Source organism: Roseateles sp. P2_H4 (assembly GCF_056403315.1).
Map to the genome: position 1 here is coordinate 24537 of NZ_JBFUFR010000050.1, position 18931 is coordinate 43467.

Consider the following 18931-nt stretch of genomic DNA (forward strand, 5'->3'; position numbering starts at 1 on the left):
TGGGGTTAGTACGGAGGCTTCGTGACCACCTCGCGACGGCTTCGTGACGCCGCAAAGTACCGCCTCAAAGCGCTGCGATGCCCGCCTTGGCGATTTCGGCGTCTTCGCTGGACTTGACGCCACTGACGCCGACCGCGCCCACGCACTGGCCGTCGACGAGGATGGGCACGCCGCCCTCCAGCAGGCCGTGCATGCCCGGCACGCTGAGGAAGGACTGACGGCCGCCGTTGATCATGTCCTCGTAGATCTTGGATTCACGCCGGCCCAATGCCGAGGTGTGCGCCTTGGCGGGTGCAAACAGGGCCGAACTGGGCGAGGCGCCATCCAGGCGCTGCAGCCACAGCAGATGGCCGCCGGCGTCGACGATGGCGATGGATACCGCCCAGCCCTTGCTGAGGGCATGGGCTTCCGCGGCGGCGGCGATGCGTTTGACGTCGGCGAGTTCGAGTTGAGATTGCTGTTTCATGGTCTTGCTTTCCAAGGGATAGGCCCCAATGTAGCGGCCTGGCGGGAGCCTAGAATTCCCGCGGTTAACTTGTCCCCGGAGCATCGTCATGAACGAGAGTCTGCAAAATTCCTATGGCTACGCCGGCGGCCTGGCCGTCGACCGCCAGCGCGTGCTGCGCAACACCTACTGGCTGCTGGCCCTGTCGCTGGTGCCGACGGTGCTGGGCGCCTGGATCGGCGTGTCCACCGGCTTCATGGCCAAGATGGGCTTCGGCATCAGCACCGCGGTCTTCTTCATCGGCGCCTTCGGCCTGATGTTCGTCATCGAGAAGACCAAGAACAGCAGCGCGGGCGTCGTGGCCCTGCTGGGCTTCACCTTCTTCATGGGCTTGATGCTGTCGCGACTGATCGCCCAGGTGCTGGGTTACCGCAACGGCGCCAGCCTGGTCATGACGGCCTTCGGCGGCACGGCAGCGGTCTTCTTCACGATGGCCACGCTGGCCACCGTCATCAAGCGCGACCTGTCGTCCATGGGCAAGTTCCTGGCGGTCGGCGCCGTCGTGCTGTTCGTGGCCTGCATCGCCAACATCTTCCTGCAATCCTCAGCGCTGATGCTGACCATCCTGGTGCTGATGTTGGGCGTGTTCTCGGCCTTCATGCTGTACGACATCAAGCGCGTCATCGATGGCGGCGAGACCAACTACATCAGCGCCACGCTGGCCATCTACCTGGACATCTACAACGTGTTCCAGAGCCTGCTGTCCCTGCTGGGCATCTTCGGCGGCGAGCGCGACTGAGCGTTTTCCAGCCCAATGAAAAAGGCGGCCTCGGCCGCCTTTTCTCTTGGGGCGTCACGGTTTACTAGGGCTTGTAATTCTTCAGTACAAAGGGCGCGCTGAGCACGATGGGCTGGCCAATCTGGCCCAGCTGCAGCGCGAGGTTGACCGTGCCGCCGGCAAAGCTGTCGGCCGCCACGCCGCCGATGGCGATGGGCTCCAGCTTGCTGGTCAGCGTCACGGAGCCCGAGATCACGGCCGTATAGGGCGGCGCGCCGACCTGCAGCAGCATGGGTACGACGACCTTGGCCTTGGCGTCCTCGGTGTCCAGCCGAGCCCAGGCGATGACTTGCAGCTTGTCGCCCTTGGCGATGCTGCCTTGCAATGGCACGACGGCACCAATGTCCCAGGGGTTGGGCTTGCTTGAGGCCAAGGCCACACGCAGGCAGACCTTGCCGGTCGCGGCGCAAGGCACCTGCTCAGTGGACTGGCCGTCGCCATAGACCGACCAGGCCGTGACGCGCGGGGTATTGATCAGGTAGTCCAGCGCCGGGTCCGTCGCCCGGGCCGCAGGTGCCGCCACGCCAGCCTTCTCCGGCACCAGGGCGCCATGGATGGGCTTGACCCAGCCGTCGGCCTTCATATCCCACAGCACGAAATCGGAGTCGAACTGCCAGTAAGACCACGCAAAGCCGCGCGCCTCGGCCGCGCGGGCCACGGCAGCCGTCCAGCCCACACGCTGCGCCATGCCAGCGCTCTCCAGCGCACCGAACTCGCCCATCAGGATGGGCCGGCCGGTCTTGTCTGCCCAGGTCTTGACGAAGTCCAGGTCCTTCTGCAGCTTCTCCCGGTCAGCCGTGGTGCCCCAGGTCACGCCGGACATCTTCTGGAACTGCGGTGTCCAGCTCGCACCTTGGTGCGTGAACTCCATCGGCGTGTAGTAGTGGAAGGTGACGATGAGGCGCCGGTCGGACTCGGGCAGGCGCAAGCTGTCCAGATGCTCCATCGAGTTCCAGCCCTTGGGGCCGACGATGACGCGCCGGGTCGGGTTGGACTCGCGGATGATGGCCAGGTTCTCGGCCAGCATGTCGTTCCAGACCGCGTCGGCCGCGCCGTTGGGCTCGTTCAGGATCTCGAAGATCACCGCATCCGGCGAGCCCTTGTAGCGCGCCGCGACCTGACGCCAGAAGGCCTTGAGCCGGGCTCGGCAAGGGTCGATGTCGGTCGCCTTGGCGCACTCGTTGAAGTTGTGCTCATCCAGGATGACCTGCAGGCCCGCCTTGAGGCCGGCGTCCACCAACTCGTCCAGCTGCTTGAACCACGCCGCTGACAAGCGGTTCTCCGCGTCCATATGAGCGAAGGCGTGCAGGTTGAAGCGCACGTGGTCGAAGCCGCCGTCGCGGATGACCTGCATATGCCGCGGCTGGAATCGCGCCTTGGCCGGTTCGGTCCAGATCGGGTCGTAGCCAACGATGTTGATGCCGCGCTTGAGCGCCGCCGGCATCGCGGCGCCATCCCCTTGCGCCTGGGCGGCCCCCGACAGGCCTAGCGCCAGCCAGGCCAGACCCAGGAGTCGAGCGAACTTGAATTGGATGAACATGGCCAGCCTCTTGTCTCCGGAATTCTTGTGGATAGATAAACACCACTAAACAGCAATGTTTATCTATTTTGTCCAGCAACCCGGAATCGACACCCCGGACTTACGCGGAGACAGGCGCAACTCAACCGTGGCGAGCCGGAGCCGCCACAGGCCGACCTGGTAGTGCTTCAGCGGTCAAAGACCGCGATGCTTTCGACGTGCGCCGTGTGCGGGAACATGTTGACGGCGCTGGCCGCCGTGCAGCGATAGCCCGCCACATTGACGAGCAGGCCGGCATCCCGCGCCAGCGTTGCCGGGTTGCAGCTGACGTAGACCATGCGCTTGGGCGGCGTCCAGCCGGGTGCCAGCGACGGGTCCTGGGCGATGTCGGCCACCGCCTTGGCCAGCGCAAAGGCGCCTTCGCGCGGTGGGTCGATGAGCCAGCGGTCGGCAACGCCGTCCAGGGCCAGCAGCTCGGGCGTCATCTCGAACAGATTGCGCGCGACGAAACTCGTCTTGTGCGCCAGGCCATTCGCGGCCGCGTTCTCGCGCGAGCGCTGCACCAGGGTCTCGCTGCCCTCGATGCCCAGCACCTCACGCGCTTTCGTCGCCAGCGGCAGCGTGAAATTGCCCAGGCCGCAGAACCAGTCGATGACGCGCTCGTCCGGCTGCACGGCCAGCAGGCGCAGCGCGCGGCCGACCAGCGTCGCGTTGATGTGCGGATTGACCTGGGTGAAATCCGTCGGCTTGAAAGGCATGGTCACGCCGAACTCGGGCAGACGGTAGGCCAGCTGCGGGCCGCCTTCGTCGAGCAGCTTGACCGTGTCCGGCCCCTTGGGCTGCAGCCACCACTGCACGCAGTGTTTGGCGGCGAACTCGCGCAGCAGCGCGATGTCGCCGTCAGGCAGCGGGTTCAGGTGGCGCAGCACCAGCGCGATGACCTCGTCGCCCATGGCCAGCTCGATCTGCGGCAGGCGGTCGCGCTCGGCCATGGCCATGATCAGCTCGCGCATCGGCATCAGCAGGTCGCTGACCACCTTGGGCACGACCTTGCAGACCTGCATGTCGGCCACATAGCGGCTCTTGCGCTCGTGGAAGCCGATCAGCACGACGCCCTTCTTCTGCACATAGCGCACCGAGAAGCGGGCGCGGTAGCGGTAGCCCCAGGTTGGTCCTTCGATGGGCCGCAGCAGCACTTCGGGCTTGACCTTGCCGAGATGCCAGAGCTGGTCTTCCACCACGCGCTGCTTGACGGCGACCTGGGCACCGGCCTGCAGATGTTGCATCTTGCAACCACCGCAGGCGCCCGCATGCAGGCCGAAATGCGGGCAGCCCGGCGTCACGCGCAGCGGGCTTTCCTTCTTGATCTCGGTGAGCTGGCCCTGCTCCCAGTTGTTCTTGCGGCGCGAGATCTGCGCCTTCACGATCTCGCCCGGCAAGGCGCCGTCGATGAAGACCACCTTGCCCTCGGCGTTGTGCGCCACGCCCTGCGCCTCAAGTTCGATGCTCTCGACCTTGAGCCAATCCGTTGTTGTTTGAGTCATCCCCGGATTATCCGAGGCTCGCACCAATGGTCAGAAGATCGAGTCCCGATCTACCCCGTGACGCATCATGTTGCGCTTCAACTTGGCCAGCGCCTCGATCTGGATCTGGCGGATGCGCTCGCGCGTGAGCTTCAGACGGATCGCCAGCACGTCGAGCGTCTCGGGCTCGCGGTCCGACAGGCCGTAGCGGCCCGACAGCACTTCGCGCTCGCGGTCGTTGAGGCTGGCCAAGCCGTGCTGCAGCAGTTCCTCGACCTCATGCGACAGGCGCAGGCCCATCGGGTCGATGGCCTGATCGTCGGCGACGAGGTCGAGCATGGACTCGCCGCCCTCGCCATTGCGGTCCACCGGCGAATCCAGCGAGCTCGGCAGTTCGGCATAGGCCAGCAGCTCGGCCACCTCGTCGACCGGGCGGCCCAGGGCCTGGGCGACGTCCTCGGCACGCACGCGGCCTTCGGAGCCGTTGGCACTCTGCAGCGCCTCGAGCGCGCGGCGAGCCTTCAGCACCTGGTTGAGCTCGCGCACGATGTGCACCGGCAGCCGCACGAGGCGGGCCTGATGCATCAGCGCGCGCTCGATGCTCTGGCGTATCCACCAGCTCGAATAGGTCGAGAAGCGGAAGCCCCGTTCGGGCTCGAACTTGCTGATGGCATGCATCAGGCCGAGGTTGCCTTCTTCGATGAGATCGCTCATCGGCAGGCCGCGGCCGAGGTAGTTCTTGGCGATGCTGACGACCAGGCGCAGGTTGTGCTCGATCATGGCCTGGCGGGCATCGAAATCACCCGCCCGCGCCGCCTGGGCCGTGTCGAACTCCTGTTGCGGCGTCAGCAGCGGCGTGCGGCGGATGTCGCGCAGATAGGCCTGCAGCGCGTTGCCGAGTTCAACCTCTTCACCCCCGTTGCGCGGCGCCTGGCCCTCTTCGGCACCACTCTCGGCGGCCGGCTCGGCATCGCCGCCGCCGTTCATCGCCGACAACATGATGGCGGGCTCGCCGCCATTGCTGCCGTGACCGTTGAGTTTGGGCGCAGCGCGTTTCATGACGTGGTCGCTGGCCCGGTGCATCGGCGTTCGCTAGCCGGCGCTTCTCAGCGCGCCGGCAGCAACTTGGCCGGATCGACAGGCTTGCCGAGCTTGCGCACTTCAAAGTGCAACTTGACGGTGTCACTCTCGGTGGAACCCATCTCGGCAATCCTCTGACCTTTGCGTACGACTTGGTCCTGCTCGACCAGCATCGCCCGGTTGTGGGCATACGCCGTCAGGTAGGTGCTGTTGTGCTTGATGATGACCAAGTTGCCGTAGCCGCGCAACCCCGAACCAGCGTAAACAACGCGACCATCGGCGACAGCCAGCACCGGGTCACCCGGTTTGCCTGCAAAGTCCAGGCCCTTGTTGCGCTGCTCGTCGAAACCGGCGCTGATGGATTGGCTGACCGGCCAGCCCCAGGCCATGCTGTCGTCTTCCGATGCGGCCGGCGTGGGCGAAGTCGTCGGCGTGGCCGGTGGCGCGCTCGCGGCGGCGACGGGCGGCTTGGCGTCCAGCGGGCGAGATTCGACCTTGCCCGCACCCGCAATGGGCTTGGACGTCACGGCATTGGCGTCGACGCCCGGCGGCACGACGCGCAGCACCTGCCCGACCTCGATGCGGTTGGGGTTCTCAAGGTTGTTCCACTTGGCCACATCGCGCCAGCTCTGGCCGTTGTCCAGCGCGATGCGGATCAGCGCATCACCCGGCTTGACGGTGTAGTAGCCAGCCTTGCYCGCGTTCTCGGCGCCCGGCAGCGGCGGCTTGACCTCGGGTGCGGACGCTGCCGATGCGGGTGCGGCCGGCGCCACGGCGGCCGTGGCCGGCTGGGGATTGCGGTCCTCGACCGGCGCGGGGTGACGCGGCGTGACGCCGCAGGCGCTCAGCAGCAGCGAGGTGGTGATGGCAGTGAATAAAAGGCGCAGGCTTGAGGGCATCGTGTGGCTAGAGCACGTTGGAAGGCCGACCCGATTGTGTGGCGCGGTGCGCCGACGGCCCAGTCAGAGGACGCCGGATTTTAGGGGGACGAAGAGCACGGCCTCATGCTCGCTGCGCGCCCAGCGGCTGACGCCCGCTTCGACAAGGTGATCCAGCACGACCAGCACCTGGCCCCGGCCGCTGGCCGCCGTCGGGGCGATGAGGCGCCCGCCGGGTGCCAGTTGCTCGGTCCAGGCGGCGGGAATGTCCTCGCCGCCGGCCGCCGCGATGATGCAGTCGAAGGGGCCGCTGGCCGCGTGGCCGAGGCGGCCGTCGCCCCAGATGAGGCGCGGCACGCGCGGCAGGCCGACGCGCTGCAGATTGAGCTTGGCCTTGTCATGCAGGCCCTGCAGGCGCTCGATGGACGTCAGCTGCCGCGCCAGCAACGCGATGACGGCGGCCTGGTAGCCGCAGCCCGTGCCGATTTCCAGCACCCGGCCCAGCGACCCGCGTTGGCGCGCTCCGGCGCCGGCCATCAGCAGGCCCAGCATGTGGGCAACGACCGAAGGCTTGGAGATGGTCTGGCCATGGCCGATGGGCAGGGCCGTGTCCTCATAGGCCTGGGCGGCCAGCGCGCTGTCGACGAACTCGTGGCGCGGCACGGTGGCCATCGCAGCGAGCACATGCTCGTCGAACTTGCCCTCGGCCCGCAGCCTGTCGACCATGCGCTGGCGCACGGCGCCGCTGTCCAGCCCCGTACCGCTGGGGCGCGCCAGCCGGGCTGCGTCCCGCGTGGCCTGGTGCAGATGGCGCTGCGGCATCAGCAGCTCACGCTGCGGTGACGTGGCCGACTTCAGGCTGGCAGGGAAGCGCTTGGGAGTGGACATGCCGTCACAGGCCCAGGCGCTGCGCCCAGGCGCCGAGAGCCGAATGTTCGGTGAGGTCGACCTGCAGCGGCGTGATCGACACCTGGCCGTTGGCGGTGGCGTGGAAATCCGTGCCCTCGCCGGCATCGCGGGCGTCACCGGCCGGGCCAATCCAGTAGATGGTTTCGCCGCGCGGGTTGACCTGCTCGATGATGCCTTCGCTGGAATGGCGCCGGCCCAGCCGGGTGATCTTGCGCGGCAGTTGGTCGGCGTCGGCCCGGTTGGGGATGTTGACGTTCAGCAGAAAGCCCTGGCCCAGGCCGCCCTTGATCACCTGCTCGACGACGCTGCGCGCCGTGCGCGCCGCCGCCTCCAGCTCGACCCAGCCCTTCTCGGACTGCGAGAAGGCGATGGACGGGATGCCGAACAGATAACCCTCGGTGGCCGCGGCGACGGTGCCGGAGTACAGCGTGTCGTCGCCCATGTTGGCGCCGTTGTTGATGCCCGACAGCACCAGGTCGGGCCGATAGCCCAGCAGGCCGGTCAAGGCGAGGTGAACACCGTCGGACGGCGTGCCGCTGACGTAGCGGAAGCCGTTGGCGGCGCGGTAGACGTTGAGGGGGCGGTTCAGCGTCAGCGAGTTGGAAGTGCCGCTGGCGTTCTGTTCGGGGGCGATGACCTCGATCTCGCCCAGGCCTTCACAGGCTTTCACCAGGGCCGCCAGGCCGGGCGCGAGGTAACCGTCGTCGTTGGAAATCAGGATGCGCATGGGGGCCAATTGTAGGGAGGGCGTCACCTGCGAGACCGGGTGTAACCACCTTGATTCCTATCATCGTGAATTCACGAAATCAGGAGACGACGATGAAGGCATGGCTCTGCGAGAACCCGGTGGGCGTCGAGGCGCTGCAATGGCGCGAACTGCCAGCCACTGCGCTGCCAGCGGGCCAGATCCGGGTTCAGATCAAGGCCGCCAGCCTGAATTTTCCTGACCTGCTCATCGTGCAGAACAAATACCAGATGAAGCCGCCCCTGCCCTTTGTGCCGGGCACGGAGTTCTCGGGCGTCGTCACCGAGGTGGGCGAAGGGGTCAAGGGCTTCGCCGTCGGCCAGCGCGTCGCGGCCTTCGGCGGCCTGGGCGGTTTCGCCACCGAGGTCTGCATCCCGGCCATGCTGGCCATGCCGCTACCCGATGGCTTCAGCTTCGAGGACGCGGCCGCCTTCATCTGCACCTATGCCACCAGCCACCACGCGCTGATGGACCGCGCGGCGCTGAAAGCCGGTGAGACCGTGCTCATCCTCGGCGCGGCCGGCGGCGTGGGCACGGCGGCCATCCAGATCGCCAAGGCCGCCGGCGCGCGCGTCATCGCCGCCGCCGGCAGCGATGCCAAATGTGAAGCCTGCAAGGGCCTGGGCGCCGACGCCGCGATCAACTACGCGACACAGAACCTGCGCGATGAGCTGAAGGCCCTGACCGGGGGCAAGGGCCCCGACATCATCTACGACCCGGTCGGCGGCGATCTGGCCGAAGCCGCCTTCCGTTCCATCGCCTGGCGTGGCCGCTATCTCGTCATCGGCTTCGCGCAAGGCCAGATCCCGGCGCTGCCGCTGAACCTGGCCCTGCTGAAGGGGGCGTCCCTGGTCGGCGTGTTCTGGGGCGAATTCGCCAAGCGCGAGCCTGGAAACAACGCCCGCATGCTCGGCGAGCTGGCCGCCTGGTATGCCGCCGGCAAGATCAAACCGGTGCTGGATCGCGTGCTGCCCATGGAGGAATTGCCCGCTGCCTTCGCGCGCATGGCGGCCCGCGAAGTCGTCGGCAAGTTAGTTCTTACCAATTCGTGAAGCCTGAACCGGGGGCTTGGGCAAGGACGATCTACCCAAGCTTCTAGGGGGCGGTGCGCTACATTCCCATCGGTCGAATTCGACAGCCGTCCCCACGCGCCATGACCGTCAAAGTTCTCATCATCGAAGACAACCCCGTTGCACGCAGCTTTCTTTGCCGCGTGGTGCGAGAGAGCTTCAGCGACGCGATGGAGCTCACGGAAGTGGGTGACCTCGAGAACGCCCGCCGCCAGGTGGCCAAGCTGTCGGGCGGCAATCCGGAGATCGGCTTCAAGCTCATCCTCGTCGACCTGGAGCTGCCCGACGGCAACGGCATGGAGTTCCTCACCGAGCTGGCGGGTTCGTCGGCGATCAAGATCGTCACGACGCTGTACTCGGACGACGACCACCTCTTCCCGGCCCTGCAGTGCGGCGCTGACGGCTATCTGCTGAAGGAAGACCGCTTCGAGGTGCTGGTGGAGGAGTTGCAGCGCATCGTGCGCGGCCAGCCGCCACTGTCGCCGGCCATCGCGCGCCGCCTGCTGTCGCATTTCCGCCCCGGCGCCAGCGACAGCGGCACCATGCCGCTGAACTCGGGCTTCGGCACGCTGTCGACCGCGCACGCTCCCTTCGCCAACAGCCGCGGCGTGGCCCTGGACCCACCGCCCGAGTGGGAGCGCCTGACGCCCCGCGAGAGCGAAGTGCTGACCTATCTGAGCAAGGGCTTCACGATCAAGGAGATCGCGAACCTGATGGGCATCAAGTGGTTCACCGTCAACGACCACATCAAGTCCATCTACAAGAAGCTCAACGTCTCCAGCCGCGCCGAAGCGGCGGTGCTGGCGTCAAAGCAGGGCCTGGTCTAACCAGCGACTCGTGCCCCTCAAGGCCCCGGCAAGTCCGGGGCCTTTTGTTTGACGGCAGCACACACTGTTCGCAAGCGCACGGACAGCGACGGACGAATGTCGCAGGCTCTCCGGCATGAGCCAACACGATTGCATTCGTCATGCCAGCTGACCTGACGACGCGCATTGCGCGTGATCCACGGTACCAACTGCTGAAGTCCAGTCGCTCGCGTTTTGGCTGGTGGCTCACGCTGGCGATGATGGTCGTGTACTACGGCTTCATCCTGCTGGTGGCCTTCGACAAACCCTTCCTCGCGACCCGGCTGGGTGCAGGCGTCACGACCATCGGCATGCCGATCGGCCTGGGCATCATCCTCTTCACGGTGGCCATCACCGCGATCTACGTGAGGCGCGCCAACAGCGAGTTCGATGCGTTGACCGCGCAGATCGCCAAGGGAGCCCTGGCATGAACGTGCCGCGCCTGCTGGCAACGCTGGCGCTGGTCGTTGGGAGTAGCGCGGTCCTGGCGGCGGGTGCCGACCTCGGCCAGGCCGAGAAGCAGCCCACCAACTGGACCGCGATCAGCATGTTCGCGATCTTTGTCGTCGGCACGCTGTTCATCACCAAATGGGCGGCGGCCAAGACCAAGTCGGCAGCCGACTTCTACACCGCCGGCGGCGGCATCACCGGCTTCCAGAACGGCCTGGCCATCGCGGGCGACTACATGTCGGCCGCGTCCTTCCTCGGCATCTCCGCCGCGGTGATGGTGGGCGGCTTCGACGGCCTGATCTATTCGATCGGCTTCCTTGTCGGCTGGCCGGTCGTGACCTTCCTGCTGGCCGAGCGGCTGCGCAACCTCGGCAAATTCACCTTCGCCGACGTGGCTGCGTTCCGCTTTGCTCAGACGCCGGTGCGCGTCTTTGCGGCCTCCGGCACGCTGGTGGTCGTGGCCTTCTACCTGATCGCGCAGATGGTCGGCGCGGGGCAGTTGATCAAGCTGCTGTTCGGGCTGGAGTACTGGATCGCCGTCGTCATCGTCGGCGCACTGATGATGGTCTACGTGCTGTTCGGCGGCATGACGGCCACCACCTGGGTCCAGATCATCAAGGCCGGCCTGCTGCTGGCAGGCGCCAGCTTCATGGCCTTCATGGTGCTCTACGGCTTCGGCTTCAGCCCCGAGGCGATGTTTGCCAAGTCGGTCGAGATCAAGACCGGCATCGCGGCAGCCGCCGGCAAATCGCCGGGCGATGCGGCTGCGCAGGGCTTCTCGATCATGGGCCCGGGCGGCTTCATCAAGGATCCGATCTCGGCCATCAGCTTCGGCATGGCCCTGATGTTCGGCACGGCCGGCCTGCCGCACATCTTGATGCGCTTCTTCACCGTGCCCAATGCGAAGGAGGCGCGCAAGTCGGTGCTGTGGGCCACGACCTGGATCGGCTACTTCTACATCCTCACCTTCATCATCGGGTTCGGCGCGATCAGCTTCGTGCTGACGAACCCGGAATTCCTCGACGCCAAGGGTGGCCTGCTCGGCGGCGGCAACATGGCGGCCATCCACCTGGCCAACGCGGTGGGCGGCAATGTCTTCCTCGGCTTCATCTCGGCGGTGGCCTTCGCGACCATCCTGGCGGTGGTGGCCGGGCTGACGCTGTCGGGCGCATCCGCCGTGTCGCACGACCTGTACGCCACGGTGTGGAAGCACGGCAATGCCGACAGCGCGTCGGAGCTGCGCGTCTCGAAGATCACGACGGTCGCCCTCGGCATCGTCGCGGTGCTGTTGGGCATCGTGTTCGAGAAGCAGAACATCGCCTTCATGGTGAGTCTCGCGTTCGCGATCGCCGCGTCAGCCAATTTCCCGGTGCTGCTGATGTCGGTGCTGTGGAAGGACTGCACGACCCGGGGCGCGGTGATCGGCGGCTTCCTGGGCCTGGTGTCCTCCGTGCTGTTGACGCTGGTGTCGCCAGCCGTGTGGGAGGTGACGCTCGGCAACCCCAAGGGATCGGCCCTGTTCCCCTACGCGTCGCCGGCGCTGTTCTCGATGACGATCGGTTTCGTCGGCATCTGGCTGTTCTCCATCCTCGACCGCAGCCCGCGGGCGGCCCAGGACCGCGCAGGTTTCGAGGCTCAGCAGGTTCGCTCCGAAACCGGCATCGGCGCCTCGGGAGCGTCCGGGCATTGATGACCAAGGAAACCCCATGAGCGAGACCAGCAACGCCGAAGACCTGACGCTGTACGCGCCTCCGTTGGCCCTGGCCTCCATGGCGCATGTGGCCGGCCGCGCGTCCTACGACCTGCTGGCGGCCGAAGCCAACGCCGACTACGAGGGCTACTGGGCCCGGCTCGCGCGCGAGTTCGTCCGGTGGAAGCAGCCTTTCACGAAGGTGCTGAACAGTGCCGAGGCGCCGCACTTCAAGTGGTTCGAGGACGGCACGCTGAACGTCTCGCACAACTGCCTGGACGCCCAGGTCTCAGTCGGCCTGGGGGACAAGACGGCAATCATCTTTGAAGCCGACAACGGCCTGGTCACGCGCACCACCTACGCCGAGCTGCTGGCGCAGACCTGTCGCATGGCCAACGCCCTGAAGTCGCTGGGCGTGAAGAAGGGCGACCGGGTCGTCATCTACATGGCGATGTCGGTCGAAGGCGTGGTGGCCATGCAGGCCTGTGCGCGGCTCGGCGCGGTCCACACGGTGGTGTTCGGTGGCTTCTCGGCCGCTTCGCTGCGCGATCGCATCGCCGACACCCGCGCGGTCGCCGTCATCACCGCCGACCAGCAACTGCGCGGTGGCAAGGCACTGCCGCTGAAGGCCATCGTCGATGAGGCGCTGGCGCTGGACGGCTGCGAAGCCGTGCGCCACGTGATCGTCTACCGGCGCACCGGCGGCGCGATCGAGTGGACGACACGCGACCACTGGATGCACGAGCTCACCGCCGCCCAGGCCGACAGCTGCGAGCCCGAATGGGTAGCCGCCGAGCACCCGCTCTTCCTGCTCTACACGTCGGGGTCCACCGGCAAGCCCAAGGGCGTGCAGCATTGCTCCGGCGGCTATCTGGTGCAGGCGGCGGTCACGACGAAGTGGACCTTCGACCTGCACGACGCCGATGTCTTCTGGTGCACGGCCGACATCGGCTGGGTCACCGGCCACACCTATATCGCCTACGGCCCGCTGGCCGTCGGCGCGACCCAGGTGATGTTCGAGGGCGTGCCGACCTACCCCGACGCCGGCCGCTTCTGGAAGATGATCCAGGACCACAAGGTCTCGGTCTTCTACACCGCGCCCACCGCCATCCGCTCGCTGATCAAGGCCGCGGAAAGCAACGCCGCCGTGCATCCGGATCGCTTCGACCTGAAGAGCCTGCGCATCCTCGGCTCGGTGGGCGAGCCCATCAACCCGGCGGCCTGGGCCTGGTACCACCAGCACATCGGCGGCGGGCGTTGCCCGATCGTCGACACCTGGTGGCAGACGGAGACCGGTGCCCAGATGATCACGCCGCTGCCCGGTGCCACCGCGCTGGTGCCGGGGTCCTGCACCCTGCCCTTCCCGGGCATCATGGCCGCGATCGTCGATGAAACCGGCGGCGACCTGCCCAACGGCGAGAGCGGGCTGCTCGTCATCAAGAAACCCTGGCCGGCCATGATCCGTACGATCTGGGGCGACGAAGCGCGCTACCACTCCAGCTATTTCCCAGCCGAGTTGCGCGGCTACTACCTGGCTGGCGATGGCGCCACGCGCGACGCTCAGACCGGCTACTTCACCATCGGCGGTCGCATCGACGACGTGCTCAATGTCAGCGGTCACCGCATGGGCACGATGGAGATCGAGTCGGCGCTGGTGTCATGCACCCATCTGGTGGCCGAGGCCGCCGTGGTGGGCCGGCCCGACGACACCACGGGCGAATCCATCTGCGCCTTCGTCGTGCTGAAAGGGGCGCGGCCAACCGGCGCCGAAGCGCTGAAGATCGCCACCGAACTGCGCAATTGGGTCGCCAAGGAGATCGGGCCGATCGCCAAGCCCAAGGAAATCCGCTTCGGTGACAACCTGCCGAAGACCCGCAGCGGCAAGATCATGCGCCGCCTGTTGCGTTCCCTCGCCAAGGGCGAGACGATCACCCAGGACACCTCGACGCTGGAGAACCCGGCCATCCTTGAGCAGTTGGGTCAGGCTTCCTGACCCGGCGGCTCAAGGCAAGCCAGCGAAGAGGGCTTGCGCCGCGTCAGCGGCGGAGCCGGGTTGGGGGTCACTCATATCGCGCAGCGATGTGGGTGATCACAGAACCCGGCCATCCTTGAGCAGTTGGGTCAGGCTTCCTGACCGGGCCCACGAGCTGAACCTATCAACCTGGAGACAGATCATGGCGAATCAGACCAATCCCTTTGGTGACGTGACCAAGATGATGGAGCAATTCAAGATGCCCGGCGTCGACATGTCCGCCATCGTCGAGGCGCGCCGCAAGGACATCGAGGCACTGACCGAAGCCAACCAGGCCGTCCTGGCGTCGATGCAGGCCCTGGCGGCCAAGCAGACGGCCATGATGACCGAGGCGATGCAAGGCATGCAGGCCGCCGCCCAGGGCATGCTCAGCGGCGGGCTTCCCGACCCGGCCAAGCAGGGAGAGGTCATGCGCCAGGCCTTCGAGAAGACGCTGGCCGACATGAAGGAGCTCGCCGACATGGCGCGGCAGGCCCAGACCGAGGCCTTGTCCCACATCACGCAGCGTGCTGCCAAGCAGGGGAAGTCATGAGCCAGCGCGATGTGGTGGTGCTGGGGGCGGCACGTTCCGCGAGACCGCGCAGGCCATCCTGCTGGGCGACTGCGACTACGGCTTGGGAGGCGGCAGCGGTGTTTGAGCGGCTCTGACTCAGCCAGGGGTCAGGGTCTGGTCCAACCAGCGCGTCATCAGCCGCATCAGCGCGGCTTTCAGGCCTTCGGCCTCACATGCCATCGCGGCGCGCAGCTCAACCGGATCAATGCCGGCGCGCTCCAGCTCGTCGATGTGGCCGATCAGCCATTGCTCGAAGCGCTCGGGTGCCACCTCCGGGTGGAACTGCAGCCCCAGCGCCTTGTCATGCGGCGCGAACGCCTGGTGAGGGCAGGTGGCCGTCGCGGCCAGTGACGTCATGCCGGCCGGCAATTCGAACTGGTCGCCATGCCAATGCAGCAGGGGCTGGCCGCCCAGCTCGGCCAGTGCCGTGCCCTGCCCTGCCGCCGTCAATATCAGCGGCGCAAAGCCGATCTCCTTGACGCCCATCGGTTTCACCCGTGCACCCAGCGCCCGCGCCATCAGCTGCGCGCCGAGGCAGATACCGAGCAGCGGCCGTTCGGCGTCCAGCCGTTGGCGGATCAGGGCGACCTCGTCGATCAGCCACGGAAAGCGCTCCTCGTCCTCGACGCTGATCGGCCCGCCGAGCACGACGAGCAGGTCGACCGCATCGAGGTCGATGGCGCCGACGTCGTCGACGCCGACCTCGTGATAGCGGACCTCGAATCCCCGCGCCTTCAGCACGGGCTCGATGAGGCCGAGATCTTCGAAGGCGAGATGGCGCAGGGCGAGAGCGGTTTTCATCGGCGCCATCATCGCCTCCCGGTCACATTGCCGAGCGCAGCTTCACGCCGGGGAAATCCACCGGCACGGCGAACGCGACGTTCACATAGTTGGTGAACAGATTCAGCGCGACGTGCGCCAGGATCTCGACGATCTGGCCGTCGTTGAAGCCTGCCGCTCGCAGCGCCGCGACGTCGGCGTCATCCACCTGGCCGCGCCGCTCGACGAGTTGGAGCGCAAAGCGCAACGCCGCGGCCGTCGCCGGGTCTGCCGATTCACCGGCCTGCGCCGCGCTCATCTCGGCGGGCGTCGCACCGGCCTTGCGGCCCAGGGCCGTGTGGGCGGCCAGGCAGTATTCGCAGGCATTGCGATCAGCCACGGCAACGGCGATCTGCTCGCCGAGCTTGGCGGGAATGCTGCCACCGCCCAGCGCGCCGAAAAAGCCCCACAGGGCCTGCAGCGCGGCCGGCGAGTTGGCGACGGCGCGGAACATGTTCGGCGTCGCGCCGAAAGCGCCATGGACGGCGTCGAGCGTCGCGCGGCTGGCCGCAGGGGTGTCGGTGGCGGAGACGAGGGGAAGGCGGGAGTTCATGAAGGTCAGCTTTCAGTTGCAGTGGATGAAGGCCTCCACTGTCTCGCCTTTCAAAAGACGATAGGTATCATCCAGTCCGATATATCAACCCAATCGTCCCGATGACCGAGGCCCCACCGCTGGACCGGCTCAGCCCGCTGTTCGAGCGCTTTCGCGTGCGGGCCAGCCTCTTCCATGCCGGCCCGCTGTGCGGCGTGACGCATTTCGACGCCCGCCCCGGCCGCGGCTTCCTGCATGTGATGCGCAACGGCGAGATGGAGGTCAGGCATGCCGCCGCGACCGGTCTCGTCGAGCATCTGTGGGTCCGCGAGCCCAGCCTGGTCTTCTACCCGCGGCCGCTGGCGCACGACTTCCACAACGCGCCGGCCGAAGGCTCGGACTTCGTCTGCGCGACGCTGGACTTCGAGGCCGGCCATCCCCTCGTGCAGGCGCTGCCGCCGCTGGTGGTGCTGCCGCTGGCCGGCGTGGAGGGCATCACCGCGACGCTGACACTGCTGTTCGGCGAGGCCGAGCGCGTGCGCTGCGGCCAGCGCCTGCTGGCGGACCGGCTCTTCGAGGTGCTGCTGCTGCAACTGCTGCGCTGGATGCTGGACCAGCGCGACGCGCCGCTGCCGCTGGGCCTGATGCGCGGCCTGGCCGACCCACGCCTGGCCCGCGCGCTCACCGCCCTGCATGCCCGCCCCGGCGAGGCCTGGAGCCTGGCAGGCATGGCGCAGGCGGCAGGCATGTCGCGCAGCCGCTTCGCCGAGGCCTTCCGCGATGCGCTGGGGCAGACGCCGGCGGACTACCTGGCCGATTGGCGGCTGGCCATCGCCCGCGCCGAACTGCGTGCCGGCAAGCCCTTGAAGGCGCTGGCGGCGGAGCTGGGCTATGCCAACGCCTCGGCGCTGAGCCGCCTGTTCGCGCAGCGTCACGCCGGCCTGTCGCCGCGGGCCTGGCTGCAGCAGGCCGGTTAAAGTGCCGCCCATGCGTCGCCCCGGCCGCTTCCTCGTCCTCTGCCTGCTGCTCGTGCTGCTGCCCTTGCGCAGCCTGCTTGCGGCCGGCCAGTTGGGCTGCGAGCCTCCGCCGGTGACTCAGCAGCAGCAGCACATGGGCCACGAGCACCATGCAGGCCATGGCGAGTCGCACGACCACGCCAAGCCTTGCAAGCTCTGCGCCCCCTGTTGCCTCGCCGCCGCACCGCCCCCGGTGCTGACGCTGGACACCGCAGCTGCGACGCCGGCGGCCCGCGTCGCGCAGGCGCCGGCCGAAGCCTGGGCCAGCATCGTGCCGCCCCTGCCCGACCCGCCTCCCCGGGCCTGAGCCTCTCTGCCCCGCAGTTCCCGCCGCCCTCGATGCCTTGAGGGCCGGCGGGCCTGGTTGTCGTCCTGCCCGAGAGGCTTGCATGTCTTGCACCCCTGCCCTGTTGGCGCTGCTGTCCGGCGCCACGCTGGCGCTGAGCGCCACCGCCCAGCCCCGTCCCGACCCCAGCGACGCGCGCGCCTCCGTGCCGCCCATCATTCACCGCAGCGTCGCCCAACCCAGGCCCGCAGACGACCCGCCGCCCGCCGACTGGCGCGCCGCCAACGAGCGCGTCGCCCGCGTCGGTGGCTGGCGCAGCTATGCGCGCGAGGCCTTGCCGCCGGAGGCGACGCGATGAGAAGCCTTGTCGTGCTGGGCGCCGCCCTCGCGCTGGGCGGCTGCGCCAGCGTGGATCCGGGCGCCAACCTTGCCGAGGTCAACCGCCTGACCCAGGCCCATACCGGCCAGCCCCTGGCGCTGGAGGCGTTGACGGCCCAGCAGCTTGCCGACGCCCTGCGCGAGCCGCTGTCGGCCGACGATGCCGTGCAGCTCGCGCTGAAGAACAGCCGGGGCCTGCAAGCCCGGCTGGCGCGCCTGGGTGTGACGGCCGCCGAGGTCGCCGAAGCCGGGCGCCTGCCCAACCCGGGCTTTCGCTTCAGCCGGCTGACGCGCGGCGACGAGATCGAGCTGGAGCGCGGCTGGCATGTCGACCTGGCCCGCCTGCTGACCCTGCCGCTGCTGCGCCAGGCCGAGCAGCGCCGCCTGCAGGCCGAGCAGCGCCAGGCCGCCGGCGATGTGCTGGCCCTGGCCGCCGATGCTCGCCGCGCCTGGGTGCGCGCCGTCGCGGCCGAGGAGACGCTGGCCTATCGCCAGCAGGTCGTCGAGGCCGCCGAGGCCGGCGCCGAGCTGGCCCGTCGCATGCAGGCCGTCGGCAACTTCAATGCGCTGGCGCGGGCGCGCGAACAGGGCTTCGCGGCAGAAGCGCGCCTGGCCCTGGCGCGCGCCGAGGCGCAGCGGCTGGCGACGCGCGAGCGCCTGCTGCGCCTGCTGGGACTCTGGGGCCAGGACGCGGCCACGCTGCGCCTGCCCGAGCGCCTGCCCGAGCTGCCCGCCGCCGCCCGCGAGCAACCCGATGTCGAAGCCCTGGCCCTGGCGCAACGCCTGGATGTGCAGGCCGCCCGCCTGACGCTGGAGCAGGCCGGCCGCCAGCTGGACCTGGCGCGCACGACGCGCTGGGTCAGCATGCTGGAGCTGGGCACGCTGCACAACTCGGCCAACCAGGCACCGACGCAGCGCGGCTGGGAGATCGCGCTGGAGCTGCCGCTGTTCGGCCCAGGCCCGCTGCCGCGCGCCGACGCCCTCGCCAACCTGGCTGCGCACGAGGCCGCCGACACGGCCATCCGCGCGCGCTCCGAGGTGCGCGAGGCCTATGGCCTCTACCGCAGCGCCTTCGACATCGCGCGCCACCACCGCGACGAGATGCTGCCCCTGGCCCGGCGCATCTCCGATGAGCAGCTGCTGCGCTACAACGGCATGCTGATCGGCGTCTTCGAACTGCTGGCCGACGCCCGCGCCCAGGTCGCCGCCGTCAGCGCCACACAGGACGCGCTGCGCGACTTCTGGCTGGCACAGGCAGACCTGGACCAGGCCCTGCTGGGCCGCACCACCCCCGCCCTGCCCGAGGCCGGCGCCGCTCCCGCC

20 protein-coding genes are annotated in these 18931 nt (G+C 68.0%); 11 read left to right on the plus strand and 9 right to left on the minus strand.

Annotation, left to right across the window (positions count from 1 at the left end):
- Positions 1 to 64: 64 nt before the first annotated feature.
- Positions 65 to 466 carry a GlcG/HbpS family heme-binding protein gene (locus tag AC1DW3_RS26900; RefSeq protein ID WP_477936682.1) on the minus strand — a complete coding sequence of 134 codons (402 nt, stop codon included), beginning with the start codon at positions 464 to 466 and terminating at the stop codon, positions 65 to 67.
- An 88-nt stretch (positions 467 to 554) separates the two neighbouring features.
- Between AC1DW3_RS26900 and AC1DW3_RS26905 the strand changes: the two genes are divergently transcribed.
- The gene (locus tag AC1DW3_RS26905) at positions 555 to 1244 is read left to right on the plus strand and encodes a Bax inhibitor-1/YccA family protein (RefSeq protein WP_477936684.1); all 690 of its coding nucleotides are present in this window, start codon (positions 555 to 557) and stop codon (positions 1242 to 1244) included.
- A gap of 64 nt (positions 1245 to 1308) precedes the next feature.
- On the opposite strand, the gene AC1DW3_RS26910 is transcribed toward AC1DW3_RS26905, so the two are convergent.
- From AC1DW3_RS26910 to surE, 6 genes are all read right to left on the minus strand, one after another.
- Complete coding sequence (locus AC1DW3_RS26910; protein WP_477936686.1) at positions 1309 to 2823, minus strand: glycoside hydrolase family 5 protein; 1515 nt, start codon at positions 2821 to 2823, stop codon at positions 1309 to 1311.
- 167 nt (positions 2824 to 2990) lie between these two features.
- On the minus strand, positions 2991 to 4346 hold the full coding sequence (rlmD, locus tag AC1DW3_RS26915) for a 23S rRNA (uracil(1939)-C(5))-methyltransferase RlmD (RefSeq protein WP_477936688.1): 1356 nt from the start codon (positions 4344 to 4346) through the stop codon (positions 2991 to 2993).
- A gap of 30 nt (positions 4347 to 4376) precedes the next feature.
- On the minus strand, positions 4377 to 5384 hold the full coding sequence (gene rpoS, locus AC1DW3_RS26920; protein WP_477936690.1) for an RNA polymerase sigma factor RpoS: 1008 nt from the start codon (positions 5382 to 5384) through the stop codon (positions 4377 to 4379).
- Between the two features lie 47 nt (positions 5385 to 5431).
- Positions 5432 to 6304: a peptidoglycan DD-metalloendopeptidase family protein gene (locus AC1DW3_RS26925; RefSeq protein ID WP_477936692.1), complete on the minus strand. Its 873-nt coding sequence runs from the start codon at positions 6302 to 6304 to the stop codon at positions 5432 to 5434.
- A gap of 63 nt (positions 6305 to 6367) precedes the next feature.
- Positions 6368 to 7171: a protein-L-isoaspartate(D-aspartate) O-methyltransferase gene (locus AC1DW3_RS26930; RefSeq protein WP_477936694.1), complete on the minus strand. Its 804-nt coding sequence runs from the start codon at positions 7169 to 7171 to the stop codon at positions 6368 to 6370.
- A gap of 4 nt (positions 7172 to 7175) precedes the next feature.
- On the minus strand, positions 7176 to 7919 hold the full coding sequence (surE, locus tag AC1DW3_RS26935; protein ID WP_477936696.1) for a 5'/3'-nucleotidase SurE: 744 nt from the start codon (positions 7917 to 7919) through the stop codon (positions 7176 to 7178).
- A 92-nt stretch (positions 7920 to 8011) separates the two neighbouring features.
- Here surE and AC1DW3_RS26940 point away from each other — a divergent pair, with 92 nt between their 5' ends.
- From AC1DW3_RS26940 to phaP, 6 genes are all read left to right on the plus strand, one after another.
- Positions 8012 to 8989: an NADPH:quinone oxidoreductase family protein gene (locus AC1DW3_RS26940; RefSeq protein ID WP_477936698.1), complete on the plus strand. Its 978-nt coding sequence runs from the start codon at positions 8012 to 8014 to the stop codon at positions 8987 to 8989.
- Between the two features lie 101 nt (positions 8990 to 9090).
- A complete protein-coding gene (locus AC1DW3_RS26945; protein WP_477936700.1) occupies positions 9091 to 9834 on the plus strand; it encodes a LuxR C-terminal-related transcriptional regulator in 744 nt (247 codons plus the stop codon).
- A 140-nt stretch (positions 9835 to 9974) separates the two neighbouring features.
- Positions 9975 to 10283: a DUF485 domain-containing protein gene (locus tag AC1DW3_RS26950; RefSeq protein ID WP_477936702.1), complete on the plus strand. Its 309-nt coding sequence runs from the start codon at positions 9975 to 9977 to the stop codon at positions 10281 to 10283.
- The gene (locus tag AC1DW3_RS26955; RefSeq protein ID WP_477936704.1) at positions 10280 to 11992 is read left to right on the plus strand and encodes a cation acetate symporter; all 1713 of its coding nucleotides are present in this window, start codon (positions 10280 to 10282) and stop codon (positions 11990 to 11992) included. The genes AC1DW3_RS26950 and AC1DW3_RS26955 overlap by 4 nt, the downstream gene beginning before the upstream one ends.
- Before the next feature lie 16 nt (positions 11993 to 12008).
- On the plus strand, positions 12009 to 13985 hold the full coding sequence (acs, locus tag AC1DW3_RS26960) for an acetate--CoA ligase (protein ID WP_477936706.1): 1977 nt from the start codon (positions 12009 to 12011) through the stop codon (positions 13983 to 13985).
- Between the two features lie 181 nt (positions 13986 to 14166).
- Positions 14167 to 14556, plus strand: coding sequence for a TIGR01841 family phasin (gene phaP, locus AC1DW3_RS26965; protein WP_477936708.1), 390 nt, complete (start codon positions 14167 to 14169; stop codon positions 14554 to 14556).
- Positions 14557 to 14673: 117 nt separating this feature from the next.
- Here the strand turns inward: phaP and AC1DW3_RS26970 are convergent, their stop codons facing one another.
- Both AC1DW3_RS26970 and AC1DW3_RS26975 read right to left on the minus strand, forming a co-directional pair.
- Entirely contained in the window at positions 14674 to 15378 is a 705-nt protein-coding gene (locus tag AC1DW3_RS26970; protein ID WP_477936710.1) for a glutamine amidotransferase, read from the minus strand.
- A gap of 22 nt (positions 15379 to 15400) precedes the next feature.
- Complete coding sequence (locus AC1DW3_RS26975) at positions 15401 to 15949, minus strand: carboxymuconolactone decarboxylase family protein (RefSeq protein ID WP_477936712.1); 549 nt, start codon at positions 15947 to 15949, stop codon at positions 15401 to 15403.
- Positions 15950 to 16050: 101 nt separating this feature from the next.
- On the opposite strand from AC1DW3_RS26975, the gene AC1DW3_RS26980 reads away from it, so the two are divergent.
- The 4 genes from AC1DW3_RS26980 to AC1DW3_RS26995 all read left to right on the plus strand — a co-directional run.
- Complete coding sequence (locus AC1DW3_RS26980) at positions 16051 to 16905, plus strand: cupin domain-containing protein (protein WP_477936714.1); 855 nt, start codon at positions 16051 to 16053, stop codon at positions 16903 to 16905.
- Positions 16906 to 16915: 10 nt separating this feature from the next.
- The gene (locus AC1DW3_RS26985; protein WP_477936716.1) at positions 16916 to 17251 is read left to right on the plus strand and encodes a hypothetical protein; all 336 of its coding nucleotides are present in this window, start codon (positions 16916 to 16918) and stop codon (positions 17249 to 17251) included.
- Between the two features lie 82 nt (positions 17252 to 17333).
- Positions 17334 to 17588, plus strand: coding sequence for a hypothetical protein (locus tag AC1DW3_RS26990; RefSeq protein WP_477936718.1), 255 nt, complete (start codon positions 17334 to 17336; stop codon positions 17586 to 17588).
- Positions 17585 to 18931: TolC family protein (locus AC1DW3_RS26995; RefSeq protein WP_477936720.1), on the plus strand; the 1347-nt coding region annotated here is incomplete at its 3' end. The genes AC1DW3_RS26990 and AC1DW3_RS26995, both read left to right, overlap by 4 nt.

Coding starts and splice junctions, on each gene's coding strand:
- AC1DW3_RS26900 (WP_477936682.1), bottom strand. CDS start 466: ATGAAACAGCAATCTCAACTCGAACTCGCCGACGTCAAACGCATCGCC.
- AC1DW3_RS26905 (WP_477936684.1), top strand. CDS start 555: ATGAACGAGAGTCTGCAAAATTCCTATGGCTACGCCGGCGGCCTGGCC.
- AC1DW3_RS26910 (WP_477936686.1), bottom strand. CDS start 2,823: ATGTTCATCCAATTCAAGTTCGCTCGACTCCTGGGTCTGGCCTGGCTG.
- rlmD (WP_477936688.1), bottom strand. CDS start 4,346: ATGACTCAAACAACAACGGATTGGCTCAAGGTCGAGAGCATCGAACTT.
- rpoS (WP_477936690.1), bottom strand. CDS start 5,384: ATGAAACGCGCTGCGCCCAAACTCAACGGTCACGGCAGCAATGGCGGC.
- AC1DW3_RS26930 (WP_477936694.1), bottom strand. CDS start 7,171: ATGTCCACTCCCAAGCGCTTCCCTGCCAGCCTGAAGTCGGCCACGTCA.
- surE (WP_477936696.1), bottom strand. CDS start 7,919: ATGCGCATCCTGATTTCCAACGACGACGGTTACCTCGCGCCCGGCCTG.
- AC1DW3_RS26940 (WP_477936698.1), top strand. CDS start 8,012: ATGAAGGCATGGCTCTGCGAGAACCCGGTGGGCGTCGAGGCGCTGCAA.
- AC1DW3_RS26945 (WP_477936700.1), top strand. CDS start 9,091: ATGACCGTCAAAGTTCTCATCATCGAAGACAACCCCGTTGCACGCAGC.
- AC1DW3_RS26950 (WP_477936702.1), top strand. CDS start 9,975: ATGCCAGCTGACCTGACGACGCGCATTGCGCGTGATCCACGGTACCAA.
- AC1DW3_RS26955 (WP_477936704.1), top strand. CDS start 10,280: ATGAACGTGCCGCGCCTGCTGGCAACGCTGGCGCTGGTCGTTGGGAGT.
- acs (WP_477936706.1), top strand. CDS start 12,009: ATGAGCGAGACCAGCAACGCCGAAGACCTGACGCTGTACGCGCCTCCG.
- phaP (WP_477936708.1), top strand. CDS start 14,167: ATGGCGAATCAGACCAATCCCTTTGGTGACGTGACCAAGATGATGGAG.
- AC1DW3_RS26970 (WP_477936710.1), bottom strand. CDS start 15,378: ATGAAAACCGCTCTCGCCCTGCGCCATCTCGCCTTCGAAGATCTCGGC.
- AC1DW3_RS26975 (WP_477936712.1), bottom strand. CDS start 15,949: ATGAACTCCCGCCTTCCCCTCGTCTCCGCCACCGACACCCCTGCGGCC.
- AC1DW3_RS26980 (WP_477936714.1), top strand. CDS start 16,051: ATGACCGAGGCCCCACCGCTGGACCGGCTCAGCCCGCTGTTCGAGCGC.
- AC1DW3_RS26985 (WP_477936716.1), top strand. CDS start 16,916: ATGCGTCGCCCCGGCCGCTTCCTCGTCCTCTGCCTGCTGCTCGTGCTG.
- AC1DW3_RS26990 (WP_477936718.1), top strand. CDS start 17,334: ATGTCTTGCACCCCTGCCCTGTTGGCGCTGCTGTCCGGCGCCACGCTG.